At 67.5% G+C, this 14,425-nt stretch carries 15 protein-coding genes; 6 read left to right on the top strand and 9 right to left on the bottom strand.

Translation table 11 applies throughout. The features are described from left to right. Positions 1 to 137: 137 nt before the first annotated feature. The 3 genes from ACTXG9_RS12465 to ACTXG9_RS12475 form a co-directional block, all read right to left on the bottom strand. Complete coding sequence (locus ACTXG9_RS12465; RefSeq protein WP_019662151.1) at positions 138 to 548, bottom strand: hypothetical protein; 411 nt, start codon at positions 546 to 548, stop codon at positions 138 to 140. A 156-nt stretch (positions 549 to 704) separates the two neighbouring features. Then, on the bottom strand, positions 705 to 1,046 hold the full coding sequence (locus ACTXG9_RS12470; RefSeq protein ID WP_019662150.1) for a hypothetical protein: 342 nt from the start codon (positions 1,044 to 1,046) through the stop codon (positions 705 to 707). A 124-nt stretch (positions 1,047 to 1,170) separates the two neighbouring features. Next, positions 1,171 to 2,346: a thiolase family protein gene (locus ACTXG9_RS12475; RefSeq protein WP_019662149.1), complete on the bottom strand. Its 1,176-nt coding sequence runs from the start codon at positions 2,344 to 2,346 to the stop codon at positions 1,171 to 1,173. A gap of 183 nt (positions 2,347 to 2,529) precedes the next feature. Between ACTXG9_RS12475 and ACTXG9_RS12480 the strand changes: the two genes are divergently transcribed. After that, entirely contained in the window at positions 2,530 to 5,370 is a 2,841-nt protein-coding gene (locus tag ACTXG9_RS12480; protein WP_329867590.1) for a S8 family serine peptidase, read from the top strand. Positions 5,371 to 5,416: 46 nt separating this feature from the next. On the opposite strand, the gene ACTXG9_RS12485 is transcribed toward ACTXG9_RS12480, so the two are convergent. Then, complete coding sequence (locus ACTXG9_RS12485) at positions 5,417 to 6,514, bottom strand: Glu/Leu/Phe/Val dehydrogenase dimerization domain-containing protein (RefSeq protein ID WP_019662147.1); 1,098 nt, start codon at positions 6,512 to 6,514, stop codon at positions 5,417 to 5,419. Between the two features lie 277 nt (positions 6,515 to 6,791). Between ACTXG9_RS12485 and ACTXG9_RS12490 the strand changes: the two genes are divergently transcribed. Continuing rightward, entirely contained in the window at positions 6,792 to 7,868 is a 1,077-nt protein-coding gene (locus ACTXG9_RS12490; protein WP_021203993.1) for an HDOD domain-containing protein, read from the top strand. Positions 7,869 to 7,871: 3 nt separating this feature from the next. On the opposite strand, the gene ACTXG9_RS12495 is transcribed toward ACTXG9_RS12490, so the two are convergent. The 3 genes from ACTXG9_RS12495 to ACTXG9_RS12505 form a co-directional block, all read right to left on the bottom strand. Next, positions 7,872 to 9,464, bottom strand: coding sequence for a phospholipase D family protein (locus ACTXG9_RS12495; RefSeq protein ID WP_456115841.1), 1,593 nt, complete (start codon positions 9,462 to 9,464; stop codon positions 7,872 to 7,874). 69 nt (positions 9,465 to 9,533) lie between these two features. Beyond that, positions 9,534 to 10,232 (bottom strand): RNA pseudouridine synthase, encoded by a 699-nt coding sequence (locus tag ACTXG9_RS12500; protein ID WP_019662144.1) that lies wholly within the window; start codon positions 10,230 to 10,232, stop codon positions 9,534 to 9,536. Between the two features lie 47 nt (positions 10,233 to 10,279). After that, entirely contained in the window at positions 10,280 to 10,780 is a 501-nt protein-coding gene (locus ACTXG9_RS12505; RefSeq protein WP_021203991.1) for a M48 metallopeptidase family protein, read from the bottom strand. Between the two features lie 63 nt (positions 10,781 to 10,843). Here ACTXG9_RS12505 and ACTXG9_RS12510 point away from each other — a divergent pair, with 63 nt between their 5' ends. Then, positions 10,844 to 11,401 (top strand): DUF2058 domain-containing protein, encoded by a 558-nt coding sequence (locus ACTXG9_RS12510; RefSeq protein WP_188250582.1) that lies wholly within the window; start codon positions 10,844 to 10,846, stop codon positions 11,399 to 11,401. Between the two features lie 170 nt (positions 11,402 to 11,571). Further along, entirely contained in the window at positions 11,572 to 11,838 is a 267-nt protein-coding gene (locus tag ACTXG9_RS12515; protein ID WP_329867588.1) for a DksA/TraR family C4-type zinc finger protein, read from the top strand. A 537-nt stretch (positions 11,839 to 12,375) separates the two neighbouring features. Here ACTXG9_RS12515 and ACTXG9_RS12520 read toward each other — a convergent pair. Together ACTXG9_RS12520 and ACTXG9_RS12525 are read right to left on the bottom strand one after the other, a co-directional pair. Continuing rightward, a complete protein-coding gene (locus ACTXG9_RS12520) occupies positions 12,376 to 12,969 on the bottom strand; it encodes a mechanosensitive ion channel domain-containing protein (RefSeq protein ID WP_019662140.1) in 594 nt (197 codons plus the stop codon). A gap of 35 nt (positions 12,970 to 13,004) precedes the next feature. Next, entirely contained in the window at positions 13,005 to 13,184 is a 180-nt protein-coding gene (locus ACTXG9_RS12525) for a hypothetical protein (RefSeq protein ID WP_019662139.1), read from the bottom strand. 124 nt (positions 13,185 to 13,308) lie between these two features. Here ACTXG9_RS12525 and ACTXG9_RS12530 point away from each other — a divergent pair, with 124 nt between their 5' ends. Both ACTXG9_RS12530 and ACTXG9_RS12535 read left to right on the top strand, forming a co-directional pair. Continuing rightward, entirely contained in the window at positions 13,309 to 13,887 is a 579-nt protein-coding gene (locus ACTXG9_RS12530) for an RNA polymerase sigma factor (protein WP_019662138.1), read from the top strand. Next, on the top strand, positions 13,884 to 14,417 hold the full coding sequence (locus ACTXG9_RS12535) for a hypothetical protein (protein WP_021204680.1): 534 nt from the start codon (positions 13,884 to 13,886) through the stop codon (positions 14,415 to 14,417). The genes ACTXG9_RS12530 and ACTXG9_RS12535 overlap by 4 nt, the downstream gene beginning before the upstream one ends. Positions 14,418 to 14,425: the final 8 nt, after the last annotated feature.

Here is a 14,425-nt window from a genome sequence, read left to right on the forward strand (position 1 = left end):
CCCGCGCGGCCTTGGACGGTTTCCGTGCCGTCCACCACGGAATCAACAGAAAGAGCGGAGAGCGAAAAGCAGTAAAGCCGCGGCCATGCCGCGGCTTTTCCTGTAGCGCCGAGCCGGTGCTCGGCTGCCGGCAAGGCTCAGTGCTTGGCTTCTTCCTTGGCGGCGTTGGCCTTGGCGTCATTGGCGACATCGCGCGCCTTGTCGGCGACCTTCTGCGCGGCGTCGGCAGTGGCGTCGCTGGCGTGCGCGGCCGCGTCGGTGGCGGCGACCTTGGCCTGGTCAGCGGCATTGGCGGTGGCGTCGGCGGCCTTGTCCAGCGCCTGCTGGGTATCGGCGGCGGCCTGCTCGGAAGCAGCAGCGGTCTTGTCGGCGGCGTCGCGGGTTGCGGCAGCGGCCCGGTCGACGGCATCGCGGGCAGCGACGCCAGCGCTGTCGGCGGCCTGCTGCGCGTCCTGCTTGGCCTGTTCGGCCTCCGGGCCCTTGCAGGCGGCCAGGGCCAGCAGCAGGGAGCCGGCCAGCAGGGTGGTGGTGATCGGACGAATCTTCATGGCGGTCTCCGGTACTGCAATGGATGGGGACGCCAGCCTATTCATGCCGTTGTGAAGACGGGGTCGCGGAGCGCGCTCAGTCGCGATCCACGGGCGCAAAGAAAAAGCCGCTGGCGAACCAGCGGCTTTTCCGGAACAGCGTGAAGAAAGAAGTGATTACTTCTTGGCTTCTTCAGCAGCGTCCTTGGCCTGCTCAGCGGTAGCTTCGGCAGCCTTGGCGGCGTCCTTGGCTTCGCCAGCAGCGGCGTCGGTGGCAGCAGCGGCGGTGTTGGCAGCAGCGTCGGTCGCAGCGTCGGCAGCGGTGGCGGCGGTGTCAGCGGCCTGCTGGGCAGCGTCGGCGGTCTGGGCGCCAGCAGCGGCGGCCTGGTCGGCAGCAGCCTGGGCTTCGGTGGCGGCTTCGTTGGCCGAAGCAGCGGCGTCCTGGGCAGCTTCCTGCTTCGAGCAGGCGGCCAGGGCCAGAGCCAGGGACATCGCGACCAGCAGCTTGTTGATGCTCATTGTGTAAATCCTCGTCGTTAGAATTAGGCAACGCGCATGCTGCGCGCCGACAACATGATGACAAGCCAAGATTGGGTGTCAAGCGATCCCGCATTCATTTTTGCGAAATCATCGTTAAATCTAGTTAAATCAATTCGATGGCGATCGCGGTTGCTTCGCCACCGCCGATGCACAGGGTGGCAATGCCGCGCTTGCCACCGCGCGTGCGCAGGGCATTGACCAGGGTCACCACCAGGCGTGCGCCGGAGGCACCGATCGGATGGCCCAGTGCACAGGCGCCGCCATTCACGTTGAGCTTGTCGTGCGGAATGCCCAGTTCGCGCATCGGCGCCATCGCCACCACAGCGAAGGCTTCATTGATTTCGAACAGATCGACCTGATCCAGCGACCAGCCGGTCTTGTCCAGCAGCTTGCGCAGCGCGCCGATCGGGGCAGTGGTGAACCACTCCGGTTCCTGCGAATGGGTGGCGTGGCCGACGATTCGGGCCAACGGCTTGATGCCGCGCGCAGCCGCATCTTCCTCGGTCAGCAGGACCACTGCGGCAGCGCCGTCGGAAATGCTGGAAGAGCTGGCGGCGGTCACACTGCCGTCCTTCTTGAAGGCCGGGCGCAGGGTCGGGATCTTGGCGATGTCCGAACGGCCGGGCTGCTCGTCGGTGGTGATCTCGACCTCGCCCTTGCGGGTGGCGACCTTCACCGCGACGATTTCATCGGCGAACGCGCCGTTGGCCTGGGCTGCCTGCGCGCGCTTGACCGATTCGATGGCGTAGGCGTCCTGCTCTTCGCGGCTGAACTGGTACTTGTCCACGGCGCATTCGGCGAATTCACCCATCGCCTTGCCGTCATAAGCGTTGACCAGGCCGTCGTGGGCCATGTGATCGACCGCCTGGAAGTTGCCGAAGCGGTTGCCGGTGCGCGAGTTGGGCAGCATGTGCGGCGCGTTGGACATCGATTCCATGCCGCCGGCGACAACGATGCTGGCCGAACCGGCCTTGATCAGGTCATGACCGAGCATGATGGTCTTCATGCCGGAGCCGCAGACCTTGTTCAGCGTGGTGGCACCGGTCGACAGCGGAATGCCGGCAGCGATCGCCGCCTGGCGGGCGGGCGCCTGGCCGAGGTTGGCCGGCAGCACGCAGCCCATGAGGACTTCGGAAACGTCGCTGGCCGGGATGCCCGACTGCTCCAGTGCGGCGGCGATGGCGGCCGCGCCCAGGGTCGGGGTCGGCACGCCGTTGAACTGGCCGAGGAAGGAGCCGATGGCGGTGCGCTTGGCGGCGGCGATGACGATGTTGGACATGGCAATCTCGTTGATGCGTAAGCAATGTTCGGAAAGGAGACCGTGGGCCGTTGGAAGCGCCCCGGTTTCCCGGCAGACTGCGTGGGGGTCGGCCCAAGTATAGAGGGTCGGGGAGGGCCGCCGCTGGACGGCGCCGCATGCCTGCCGGGACAACGACGGGCCAATGTTCATGGGAAGGAATCGATGGAACGCACGACGACGGTGAAATCTGCCCTGGCAACCGCGCTGGCACTGGCGCTGACAGCCTGTGGCGGAGGTGGCGGGGGCGGCAACGTGCGCATTGACACACCGCCACCACCGCCGCCACCCACGACCCCGCCACCGACGCCGCCGCCGCCGGCAAAACCGCAGGAGCCGGCCTTCGACGCGCATCTGTCGGTCACCAATGCGCGTGCCGCACAGGCCGCCGGCCTGAGCGGCCAGAACGTGCGCATCGGTATCGTCGATTCGGGCGTGCAGCGCGACGCGGTGGCACTGAACGGGCGGGTGGTGGCCAACCTCAACTACATCGATCCGTCGCGCAACAACCTGCAGGTGGACGACGTGGTGGGCCACGGCACGGCGGTAGCCAGCCTGGCTGCCGGCGCGCCGGTTGGGTCCTGGCCAGGCGGCATCGCCCCTGGTGCGCAGATCGTTTCGGCGCGGATCATCGCCGACAAGCCGCCCGCCGACGATGGCAGCGGCAAGGGCAATTCCTTCAGCGGACCGCTGGGCGTGGCCCAGGTGCACCAGGACCTGATCAGCTACAACGTAAAGGTGATGAACAACTCGTGGGGCGGCCTGTACTGGACCGACCTGCCGACCACCGCGCAGGTGGCCGCCGAGTATCGCCCCTTCGTGGTCAACCACGGCGGGCTGGTGGTGTTCGCAGCGGGCAATGACGGCCGCAGTGAACCGAGCAGCCTGGCCGCGCTGCCCAGCCAGCTGGGCGTTGCCGGCTCGCTGCCGGCGGCAGATCTGGAGCGCGGCTGGCTGGTGGCGACCGCGGTGGATCCCTATGCACCGGGCACGTTGGCCAGCTACGCCAATGGCTGCGGCCAGGCCGCGCGCTACTGCCTGGCAGCGCCGGGCAGCGCGGTCTATCCCGATGCAAACGGGGGCAGCTACTACTGGAACTACGGCACGTCATTCGCGGCGCCGCTGGTGTCCGGCGCCGCTGCGCTGGTCTGGCAGCGCTATCCGTATTTCAGCAACGACCTGGTGCGGCAGACCCTGCTGGGCACTGCCAAGGACATCGGCGCCCCGGGCGTGGATCCGGTGTTCGGCTACGGCCTGCTCGACATCGGTCGTGCGATCAACGGTCCGGGTCGCTTCGACTGGGGGGATGTGGTTGCCAACGTGGATGTGGCCTCCAGCGGTTCGGCGTGGCGCAACAACATCGTCGGCAGCGGCGGCCTGGTCAAGCAGGGCGGGGGCACTCTGGTGCTGGCCGGCAACAACAGCTATACCGGTTCCACCCGCATCGAACGCGGCATCCTGGCACTGCAGGACGGTGGCGTGATCCGTTCCAACGTGACCATCCTCGGCCAGTCCGATCCGGATTCGACCGGCCTGCAGTTCAATGGCGGCGCGCCGCGCGTGATCGGCAACGTGGTCAACGGCAGCAGCGTATTCCTCACCACCGGCAACACCACCGGCACCATCGAGGGCGACTACGCCCAGCAGGCGGGCGCACAGTTGATGATCGCACTCGGCGCCAATGCGCTGCAGGTCACCGGCAAGGCCACCCTCGACGGTGGCGTGCGCGTGCATGGCTTCGTCTCCGGCTACGTGCCACAGAGCGGCACCCGGCAGGACCTGATCCATGCGGACGGCGGACTCAGTGGTGCCTTCAGTACGCCGGCCACCTCCAGCGGCCTGCAGGGACTGTCGCTGTTGCAGAGCAGCTATGGCTACGACAGCAACAACGCCTGGTTGAACCTGACCCAGGTCAGTGTCACCGGGGCAGCCAGCGGCCTGGGGGCTTCCGCCCAGGCGGCAGCACAGCGGCTGGAGGGTGCATTTGCCGTGCTCGACAAGAATGCAGGACTGCAGGGATCGGCCTTCGGTACGGCCGCCGGGGCGCTGCAGTGGACCGGCGGTGGCAGCAACGGCCTCGAGGCTAGTCTGCAGAGCCTGTCCGGGCAGGCGCATGCGCGGGCCGAAGCGGCCACCTTCGACAGCATCGACATGTCACGCCGTGCCATCGCAGAGCGCTTTGATCGCGTGCAGGCGGCGCCGCGCCTGCGCGGGGCCTGGCAGAGTGCGCTCGGCCAGGCCGGGCAGGGCAGCTTTGCCGGCAACGCCGCCGACAGCCGCGGTTGGATGGCCGGCCAGGACCTGCCGCTGGGCAGCACCGGGCTGATGGGTGTGGCCTTCGGCGAGACCCGCAGCAACGGTGGCAGCAGCTTCGGCGGCGATCGCGGGCGTGATCGCCAGGCGCAGGCACAGCTTTACGCGGGCTGGAATCTGGGCCGGGGCTATGCGCTGGCCCAGATCGGCAGCGGGCAGTTCACCCGGGCGCTGGATCGCCAATTGCTGCTGGGCGCGGGTAGTTACGGTGTTTCGGCCCGCTATGGCGGGCGCTTCAGCAGTGCCAGTGTCGAAGGCGGCTATCGCTTCGGCCGCGCGGGTGCCTCGTTGACACCGTATCTGGGCGCCAGCACTACGCGCGTGGATACCGATGCGTTCAACGAACTGGGCGGGTTCGGCTTCGGCCTGCGTGGCGATGCCAACCGCGTGCAGCGCAGCCAGATGCTGGCCGGCATCCGCGGCGAGCGTGGCTGGGGGCGCTGGACCCTGCGCGGGCATGCCGAGTGGCAGCAGCGGCTCGAGGGTGCCGATGCGGCGTGGCAGGCCAGTTTCGTCGGCGTCGATGCCTGGGCACCACTGGCGGGCTGGAATGCGCCGCGCGGCAGTGCCCTGATCGGCATGGCGCTGGAATCGTGGTGGGGTCGCAGTGGCCGCCTGAGCCTGGGCTTCGACCAGCGCGTCGGGGGCGAGGGCGCGCGCCAGGCGGCGTTGCGCTACAGCACCGGGTTCTGAGTGACAGTCGCGCCGGGACGCCAGCCCCGGCGCGACATCGACGCGCTCAGCCGCCGCGCAGGTTGCCCAGGCGCGGGGTGCTGCGGCCCAGCGGCATCTTCAATTTGCCGATCGACAGGATGCGGCTTTCGGCGATGCGGTCGGCCGCTCGCTGCGGCGCGATGTTCTCGCGCTGCGACAGTTCGAAGATGCGGGTGAGGTTGTGATAGATGCTGCGGATCAGGCGCATCGCGCGTTCGCGGTTGTAGCCGTCGATCTCCAGCGACACGTTCATCACGCCACCAGCATTGACCGCATAGTCCGGCGCATACAGGATGCCGCGCGCATGCAGTTCGTCGCCGATTTCCAGGCTCGACAACTGGTTGTTGGCGGTGCCGCAGATGATCTTTGCCTTGATCCGCGGCAGGGTGTCGGCGTTGATCGCGCCTTCCAGCGCACACGGTGCGAACACATCGGCATTCACTTCATGGATCTCGTCCGGCTTGACCGCTTCAGCGCCGAAGTCGCTGACCGCGCGGTCAACCAGCGCGCTGTCCAGGTCGGTGACATACAGCTTGGCACCGCGGTCACGCAGCAGCTTCACCAGTTCCATCCCGATGTGACCCAGGCCCTGCACCGCGATGCTGGTCTTGCCCACTTCCTCATGGCCGAACTTGAAGCGCATCGACGCCATCAACGCCTGAAGCGCGCCGTAGGCGGTGAACGGGGCCGGATCGCCGGAGCCGCCATGGACCTGGTGCACGCCGGTCACGAACTGGCTCTCCAGGTAGATGTTCTCCATGTCGTTGACATCGGTGCCGACGTCCTCGGCGGTGATGTAGCGTCCGCCCAGCGAATCGACATAGCGGCCGAAGGCACGGAACAGCACTTCGGTCTTGTCCGCTTTGGGGTCGCCGATGATCACCGCCTTGCCGCCACCGACGTTGAGGCCGGCCAGTGCATTCTTGTAGGTCATCGTCCGGCTCAGGCGCAGCGCATCGGCCAGCGCCTCGTCGGTGCTGGCGTAAGGACGCATGCGCACGCCGCCCAGGGCCGGGCCAAGGGTGGTGTTGTGGATGGCGATGATCGCCTTCAGGCCGGCGTCGTGGTTGTGGCAGAACACCACCTGTTCGTGGCCGGTGGTGGCGAGGGTTTCGAATAGCATGGCGTCTCCGATGGCGCGATCAGCGGCGAACTGCAGCGAACGGCCAGTGAACGGTAGGGTCCCAAAACAAAAAAAGCGACGTCGTCGGTGCAGGGGGACGGGTCGCGCGGCGCCATTCTAGTCCATTCCCCCGGCCGGTGCCGTCGACATCGCATGCCTTCCGGTTAAAGAAGATGAAAGTGCGGCCGATGCTGCGACGACGGCGGGTGGCCGGATTCGCGTGAAGAGGCAGGCGGTCAGTGACGGCAAGGGCACCACAACGACAGGGCAGGCGGCGATGACAGCGGCCTGGTGGCGATCACTGCGCGGCTGGCTGGCGCGCTCGACCGGGGCTGCGCCGTCCCGCTTGGCGGCGGTATCGCGACAGGCAGTGGCGGCAGCGGCTGCGAGCCTGCAGGGTGAGGCCCTGCCGTCTGCGGAGATCGCCGCACATCTGCAGCGCGGCCTGCACGCGTTGGCGTTGTACCCACGACTGGCCGGTGAGCCGGCGCCTTTACAGGATCCGGCGTTGGGGGAAGCGGTGGCACGCGCGCTGCAGGACCGCGACTGGGCTACCCGGCAGTTGCCGCGCCGTCCGCAGCTGCTGCCGCAGCTGATCCAGACCGTCAACGACGATGCCGCCTCCGCGCGGGTGATGGCCGCGATCATCGGCCAGGACCCGGTGCTGACCGGCAACCTGCTGCGCATCGCCAACAGCCCCGCCTACAAGGTGCACGAGCGGCCCGTGGAAAGCCTGCAGCGGGCAGTGACCCTGGTCGGTACCGACGGCGTTCGGCAGATCATCAGCGCGGTACTGGTACAGCCGGTGATGCAGATGCAGTGCGATGCGTTCCCGCAGTTCAGCACGATCATCTGGGAGCACGCACTGCTGGCCTCGCGCGCGGCTGCAGACCACGCACGCACGGTTACCTTCGGTGATGCTTTCGCCGCGCAGTGGCTGGGCCTGGTGCAGGGCCTGGGCGCGGCGCTGGTGATGCGCCAGCTGCTGCAGGAAGCCCAGGCACGTGGTGAAACCGTGGAGCCGGCGCTGGCACTGCAGCTGCTTCAGCAGTGGTCGTTACCGCTGGCACAACGGGTGGCGGCTGCGTGGGAGCTGCCCGAGCCGGTGCATCAGGCGCTGTTGCCGGAGGCCGAGGGCCCGCTGGCCGACAGCCTGCGCCTGGCCAGCGCCGCTGCGGCGGCCAGCCTGCTGTGCCGCCATGGGCATGCCAGCCAGAGCCGCATGCTGGCCCTGCTGGAACAGCTGCCTTCGGCACCGCCGCATGCATTGCGCTGGATCTGGCGGCGACTGCATGGGCGCAGCGTGGAAACGCTGGATGATGCCGGGCAGGAAGCCACCGATCCGGGGCGCTGAGCGTTACAGCTGCGATTCCAGCGGTAGCCAGCTGATCACCCGCGACAACCAGCGTTTGCGCGCCGTTGCCCCTGGCTCTTCCTCCGCCCAGTGCGGTGGTGGTTCGCGCTCCAGCCAGCGCGACCGGCGACGGTCGTCCAGCGCCAGCCACCAGCTGTGCCTGGGATCCGCCAGGCGCAGGTACTCGCCGCGCAGCTGTGCACCCAGCAACGGATCGTCGAACAGCACACCCATTTCAGTGTTCAGGTAGGCCGAGCGCGGATCGAGGTTGAATGAGCCGACGAAGCCGCGGCGGTCATCGACCAGGAACGCCTTGGTGTGCAGGCTGGCGCCGCTGCTGCCGAACACGCCCGCATCGCCGGACTGCCCTTGTGCCTTCAGCTCATACAGGTGGACGCCGGCTTCGAGCAACGGCACGCGGTAGCCCATGTAGCCGCCGTGCACCGCGGCGACGTCATTGGCAGCCAGTGAGTTGGTGACCACGCCGACCTGCACGCCCCGCCGGGCCATGGCCGAAAAGCCATCCAGGCCCTCGTTGCCGGGCACGAAGTAGGGCGAGATCAACAGGGCCTTGTGCCGGGCGGCCTGCAGCTCGCTGGTCAGCGTCGAAACCAGCCACGCGCCGCGATCATCGTCGCGGTGCTTCATCGGCGGGTCCGAGACGATGCGCACTGCACGGCTCCAGCGCAATGGCTCGGGACTCGGGCGCTGCCGCCTGCGCGATTCGGCCACGCGCGCAAGGTAGGGCTGGGCCACGTCACGCTGGGCCTCATGGTCCGATTCGCGTATCAGCAGGCGCAGCTGGGCATCGGTATGGAAGGCAAGCGCCGATACCGGAATGGCGGCCTCGCTGTTCCAGTAGTCGTCGAAGATCCGGCTGGCCTGCTCCACGGCAGGGCCGGCGACCAGCAGGTCCAGGTCCTGGAAGTTCACATCGGTGCGCGCGCTGAAGTATTCCTCGCCGATGTTGCGGCCGCCGACGATCGCGACGCGGCCGTCGGCAATCCAGCTCTTGTTGTGCATGCGGTGGTTCACGCTGAAGAACCGTTGCACCATCTCCACCATGCGCAGCAGGCCGGTCCGGTTGCGGAACGGGTTGTAGAGGCGGATTTCAATGTTGGGGTGCCGGTCCAGCGCCATCATCAGGGCGTCCTTGTCCTTGGCGTTCATGTCGTCGAGCAGGATGCGCACGCGCACGCCGCGTTCGGCGGCGTCGTACAACGCCTTGGCCATCAGGTGGCCGATCAGGTCGTCGTGCCAGATGTAGTACTGCAGATCCAGGCTGCGCCCGGCGTGGGTGGTGATCATCGCGCGCGCGGCGAAGGCATCCATGCCATCGCTGAGGAAGGCCACGCCGGACTGGCCTGGATGGGCCTCCTGCAACGGAACGATCTGCCGGTCGATCCGCGTCTGTGCCGGCTGCAGCGGCAGCACGTGCGAGGGCGTGCCCCGTGCCTGCGGGGTGAGATGGTCGGCCAGCAGCAGCCCGGACAGGACCAGCAGCACCAGTGTGGCGAGGATGATTGCAGCAACGCGAAGCAGACGTCGCCACAGGGGCTTGGGCAGGCTCATGCGCCGATGGTAGATCCACGCCACGCGTGGATCAAAGGCAGACGGTGCATCGCAGAAGATCCACGCCATGCGTGGATCACAGGGACTTCCCTGTCAGAACCGCTCGTCGCTGCCCAGGTAACGCCACTGCCCTGCAGGCAGCGGTCCCAGTGCCACGCGGCCAATACGCAGCCGACGCACGGCCGTCACCTGCAGGCCGGCCGCGGTGACCGCCACGCGCAGGCCCTTGGCGGTCAGGCCCTTGCCCGCGAAGCGCAGGCGCTGCTCGCTCTGCCAGCTGACCTTGGCACCGCCGGATTCCTGCTGCAGGCGCGCCAGCAGCCATGGGCCACGCTCGGGGCCGCCTTCGGCGACCTCGATCAGGTATTCCTGCTCGGTGCGTCCCAGGTTGCGCTGAAGATGGGCCAGCGTGGCCGGGTCCTGGCTGACCACCACCAGGCCGCTGTCGCTGGCCGGAAGGGCGGCCGCCAGCTGCAGTCCGTGGAAGTGGCGCTGCAGCGGACGGATGTCGCTGGCGTCCAGCTCGCTGCGGCTGTCACTGCTGACCAGCGCGCACAGGGTTTCGGCGGCAACGCCAGCCGGTTTGTGCAGCAGCATGCTGACCCGCTCGGCCTTTTCATCGCTGGCCTGCTCGGCCACCACGATCACCGCGCTGTCATCGACCGGACGCTGCGGCTGTTCCACCACCTCGCCATTGACCGTGACCCAGCCGCCTTCGATGTAGCGCCGCGCTTCGCCGCGCGGGATGCCGAGCAGGGCGGACAGGCGTTTGTCGAGACGGATCGGTTCCATGGCAGGCAGGTCGGGCAGTGGGCGCGCAGTGTAGCTGCTGCGGCCGGTCAGCGCTGGCCGCGGTTGGCCAGCTCGGTCAGGTACAGGCGGGTATCGAATTCCAGCTGCAGGTAATCCGGCTCCATGTGCTGGCACAGCTGATAGAAGGCCTTGTTGTGGTCGGCTTCCTTCAGGTGGGCCAGCTCATGCACCACGATCATGCGCAGGAACGCTGCCGGTGCCTGGCGGAACACGGTGGCGATGCGGATCTCGCGGCTGGCCTTGAGGCGGCCGCCGTGAACGCGCGAGATGGCGGTATGGGTACCCAGCGCGTGCTTGATCACTTCCAGCGTGTTGTCGTAGCAGACCTTGTTGAGCGGCACCGACTTGCGCAGGTAGCGGTCCTTCAGCTCCTGCGTGTAGTCGTACAGCTGGCGGTCGCTGCGCACGGTGTGCGGGTCGGGGTAGCGCTGCTGCAGCCATGGGCCGAGCTTGCCCTGTGCCAGCAGGTCGCTGACCTGGGCGACCAGGGGTTCGGGATAGCCGGTGAGGTACTTCAGGACTGCCATGCAGGGGTGGCGGGGCGTCGGTAGAATGGGGACATCCAAGATTACACGCGGTACACATCGACCATGGCAAAGCCTAACGCGCTGCAGGAACAATTGCTCAAGGCCGGCCTGGCCAAGAAGTCGCAGGCCAGCGCCGCCGCGCGCGAGCAGGCCAAGGCGCGGCAAGGCAAGGCCGAATCGACGTCGGCCGAGGTCCAGCGCGAGGCTGAGCGTGCCCGCGCCGAGAAGGTCGAGCGCGACCGCGCGCTGGCCGCCGAGCGCAATGCCCAGGCCAGGCAAGCTGAACAGAAGGCGCAGGCGAAGCAGATCATCGCGGCCCATGCCGTGCCCCACAAGGGCGATGACGAGTACCGCTTCAGCGATGGCACGGCGATCCGCACCCTGCTGATCGACCCCAAGCTGCGCAAGGCGCTGTCGGTGGGCGTTCTGGTCATCGTTGCCCGTGGTGACGGTTACGCCGTGTTGCCGCGTGCTGCCGCCGAAAAGGTGCGTGAACGCGCGCCCGAAGCGATCATCGTCGACCACGGCCAGCCGGGCTCGACCGCCGAGATCTCCACCGGCAACGCCGAGGACGACGCCTACTATGCGCAGTTCCAGGTACCGGACGACCTGATCTGGTAAACAAAAAGGGGACGGAGGGGATTAAGTCGCAATCGGATTGATCGAACCCGTGCGCGTTCCACTCAGCTTGCTGAAGCCCCGCCGAGCATGGCTCGGCGCTACAGGAAGGCATTCCTTTTTACCGGGGTGTATCGTCCCCATATCAGGCGACACACCTGCGGAGGACGGCCATGGCCACCGGTTGGGCGGGAGACGGCGCGGTCCAGGACCAGATCGACGCCACCGTTGATGATGCGATCGCCCGCGCGCGGCGCCAGCTGCGCGAGGGACCCGGTCTGGAACACTGTGAGGAATGCGACGCGCCGATTCCGTTGGCGCGGCGCCAGGCCGTGGCTGGTGTGCGGCTGTGCGTTGCGTGCCAGCAGGCGCGGGATGACGAAGAGCAGGCGCATGCCGGGTACAACCGGCGTGGCAGCAAGGACAGCCAGTTGAGGTAAAGGTTGTTGGGCAGGGCTGCACCCTGCACCCGCCGAAGCCTTCAAGCCAAGGCAGCAGCAACAGCAAAAGCTGGCATTCCGTGGGGTGGCGGGGCGGTGTCGGAGTGCGGGGACGCCGCAAGTACGTCCTTGTAGGCTTGGCAGCCGCATCCATGCGGCTGACACCCCGCACTCCGACACCGCCCCACCTCTGACAGATTTCCGCGGCTGTTGGTAGGTGTCGACCTTGATCGACACATCTGTCAGATATCGAATGAGTCATCCACGGATGGCGTGGATCCACCGTGTCGACCAAGGTCGACACGCACCAGAGCAATGCGTCGTTCCGACAGCTCGCGGAAAACTGTCGAAGGCGGGGTGGGTCCGGTTGAGGGGGCGTGAGCCGCATGGATGCGGCGACCGAGCTTACATGGACGTACTTGCAGCGTCCCCCTCAACCGGACCCACCCCGCCTACCCACGGATAGCCAGCTTCTGCCGTTGACGTTGACGTTGATTCGGCAGGTGCAGGGCTGCAAGCCCTGCCGAACACCGCGCCTCAGCCGTCGCCCTGGATGCCGCCAGGCGCCTGTGCCGGGTCGCGCCAGCGGCGCACGGTGCGCTGGAAGAACAGGTTGTTCGGCAACTGCAGCACCGTGCCCTCGTGGCCGTCGCCGGTTTCCTGCAGCGTGGTGTAGATCAGGTTCACATCGATCACCCGGCCCTTCAGGCCCGGCTTCTCGCCGTTCTCCAGCACCTCGATGTAGTCATGCAGGCGGAACGGGCGCGTGGTGAAGATCAGCAGCGTGCAGAAGATGTTGGAGAGCACGCTCCACGCCGCAAAAAAGGCCACCGCACCCACGGCGGCAAAGCCGGTGAACGCCGTCCACAGTACCGAAGGCGACGCGCCCAGCAGGCTGAGGATGTACAGCAGGGCGCTGAAATAGACCACGAAACTGGTGATCCGCCGGGCGCCCATCGCCATCTCCGGTGGCAGTGTGTAGTGCTCGGCGAAACGCCGGATGAGGCGCCGTGCCAGCACCCGCAGCAGCCACGCGGCCAGCAGGGTCAGCAGGATCTTCACGGCGATACCCACGTCATGCAGCCAGGGGTGGGTCCAGGCGGGGAGATGATCCTTCAGCGACAACATCATGGCGCGACAACAGGTGGCAATAACGGCCCTTGATGTTACCCGGCGCCTGCCGTGGATTCGACTGCCGGTGCCCAGGCCAGGCACACCAGTTCCTGGCGATGCTGCTGCAGGCAGGCGCGGCCACTGTCCGTGCGCAGCTGCAGGGACAGGCCCAATGCCTGCAGCACGACGCAGGCGGCGATCACCAGCACGGCGGCGCAGGCGGGGCTGGACATGACTGGACTCCCGGAGGTGTTTTCTCGAAGACCTTTCATGGATGCAGCCATCGTCGAAAAGGTTGCATGTCCCTGATCGCCGATCACCTCTAAACCTTTTTCCGGGCCGCCGCATCCAAGCGATATGCTCGACACCACCATGCCAGCGCTGCCTGCCGCCAACGACCCCGTCGACGAACCCGCCCTGGTGCGGGCGGCCGCTGCGGGAGACACTGCTGCCTACGAACTGCTGTACCGGCGTCACGCGCCGCGTGTATTCGCTGTGCTGTGGCGGTTGTGTGGCGGCCAGCAGGCACGTGCCGAGGATGCGCTGCAGGAGGCCTTCCTGCAGGCCTGGAAAGCGCTGCCGGGGTTCCGCTTCGAGAGCAGCCTGTCGACCTGGCTGCATCGGCTGGGCGTCAACGCCGCGCTCATGGAGCTGCGTGGCCGGGCGGGCGGGCAGGATCACGACAGTCTGGACGACGTCGACGGGGGCCTGCAGGAACTGGCGGTGCGTGACCGCTGCGCCGGCACCGAGCGCGACCTGGAGCGCGCGCTGTCGACACTGCCACCACGGGCGCGCGCGGTACTGGTGCTGCACGACATCGAAGGCTGGAAACACCAGGAAATCGCCGAGCAGCTGCAGATGGCCGTCGGCAGTTCCAAGGCACAGCTGCATCGTGCGCGCGGCCTGTTGCGCGCACGGCTGGGAGACATGACATGAGTACGCACGAACACGATTTCGATCACGACCTGCTGGCCCGGCTGCGTGCGCTGCCGAATGAGCGCGAAGTGCCCACTGATGGTTGGGCACGCCTGTCTGCCCGGCTGCCGCCGCGTGGACCACAGGCAGCACCTGCGCCAACGGGCAACGTGGTGGCCCTGGCAACGCGTTCGCGGCGCCGCTGGTGGTTGCCGGCCGGCGCTGCCCTGGCTGCCAGCCTGGCGATCTACGCGGTGGCCCCTTGGTGGCATGCGCAGCCGGATACACCGGTGCCGTCCACGCTGCAGTTGCAGGCGGCTGCGATGACCGAGCAGTACCAGCAGGCCGTGGCCTCGCTGCCCGATGGGCGCGCGCCGGAATGGCAGCCGGCCCTGCACGAACTGGATGAAAGCGCGGCGCAGATCCGTGCCGCACTGGCGCAGGACCCGCGCGCGCCGCACCTGCTTGGCCAGCTCAAGCGCACCTATGCGCTGCGGCTGGAACTGACCCGGCAGGCGGCCTATGCCGCCGAGTCCGGCCTGACGACTTGAGGAGACCC

Source organism: Stenotrophomonas maltophilia group sp. LNF247 (assembly GCF_054083135.1).

Excerpts from the sequence above, each read along its gene's own strand:
- ACTXG9_RS12465 (WP_019662151.1), bottom strand. The coding sequence starts at position 548 with ATGAAGATTCGTCCGATCACCACCACCCTGCTGGCCGGCTCCCTGCTG.
- ACTXG9_RS12470 (WP_019662150.1), bottom strand. The coding sequence starts at position 1,046 with ATGAGCATCAACAAGCTGCTGGTCGCGATGTCCCTGGCTCTGGCCCTG.
- ACTXG9_RS12475 (WP_019662149.1), bottom strand. The coding sequence starts at position 2,346 with ATGTCCAACATCGTCATCGCCGCCGCCAAGCGCACCGCCATCGGCTCC.
- ACTXG9_RS12480 (WP_329867590.1), top strand. The coding sequence starts at position 2,530 with ATGGAACGCACGACGACGGTGAAATCTGCCCTGGCAACCGCGCTGGCA.
- ACTXG9_RS12485 (WP_019662147.1), bottom strand. The coding sequence starts at position 6,514 with ATGCTATTCGAAACCCTCGCCACCACCGGCCACGAACAGGTGGTGTTC.
- ACTXG9_RS12490 (WP_021203993.1), top strand. The coding sequence starts at position 6,792 with ATGACAGCGGCCTGGTGGCGATCACTGCGCGGCTGGCTGGCGCGCTCG.
- ACTXG9_RS12500 (WP_019662144.1), bottom strand. The coding sequence starts at position 10,232 with ATGGAACCGATCCGTCTCGACAAACGCCTGTCCGCCCTGCTCGGCATC.
- ACTXG9_RS12505 (WP_021203991.1), bottom strand. The coding sequence starts at position 10,780 with ATGGCAGTCCTGAAGTACCTCACCGGCTATCCCGAACCCCTGGTCGCC.
- ACTXG9_RS12510 (WP_188250582.1), top strand. The coding sequence starts at position 10,844 with ATGGCAAAGCCTAACGCGCTGCAGGAACAATTGCTCAAGGCCGGCCTG.
- ACTXG9_RS12515 (WP_329867588.1), top strand. The coding sequence starts at position 11,572 with ATGGCCACCGGTTGGGCGGGAGACGGCGCGGTCCAGGACCAGATCGAC.
- ACTXG9_RS12520 (WP_019662140.1), bottom strand. The coding sequence starts at position 12,969 with ATGATGTTGTCGCTGAAGGATCATCTCCCCGCCTGGACCCACCCCTGG.
- ACTXG9_RS12525 (WP_019662139.1), bottom strand. The coding sequence starts at position 13,184 with ATGTCCAGCCCCGCCTGCGCCGCCGTGCTGGTGATCGCCGCCTGCGTC.
- ACTXG9_RS12530 (WP_019662138.1), top strand. The coding sequence starts at position 13,309 with ATGCTCGACACCACCATGCCAGCGCTGCCTGCCGCCAACGACCCCGTC.
- ACTXG9_RS12535 (WP_021204680.1), top strand. The coding sequence starts at position 13,884 with ATGAGTACGCACGAACACGATTTCGATCACGACCTGCTGGCCCGGCTG.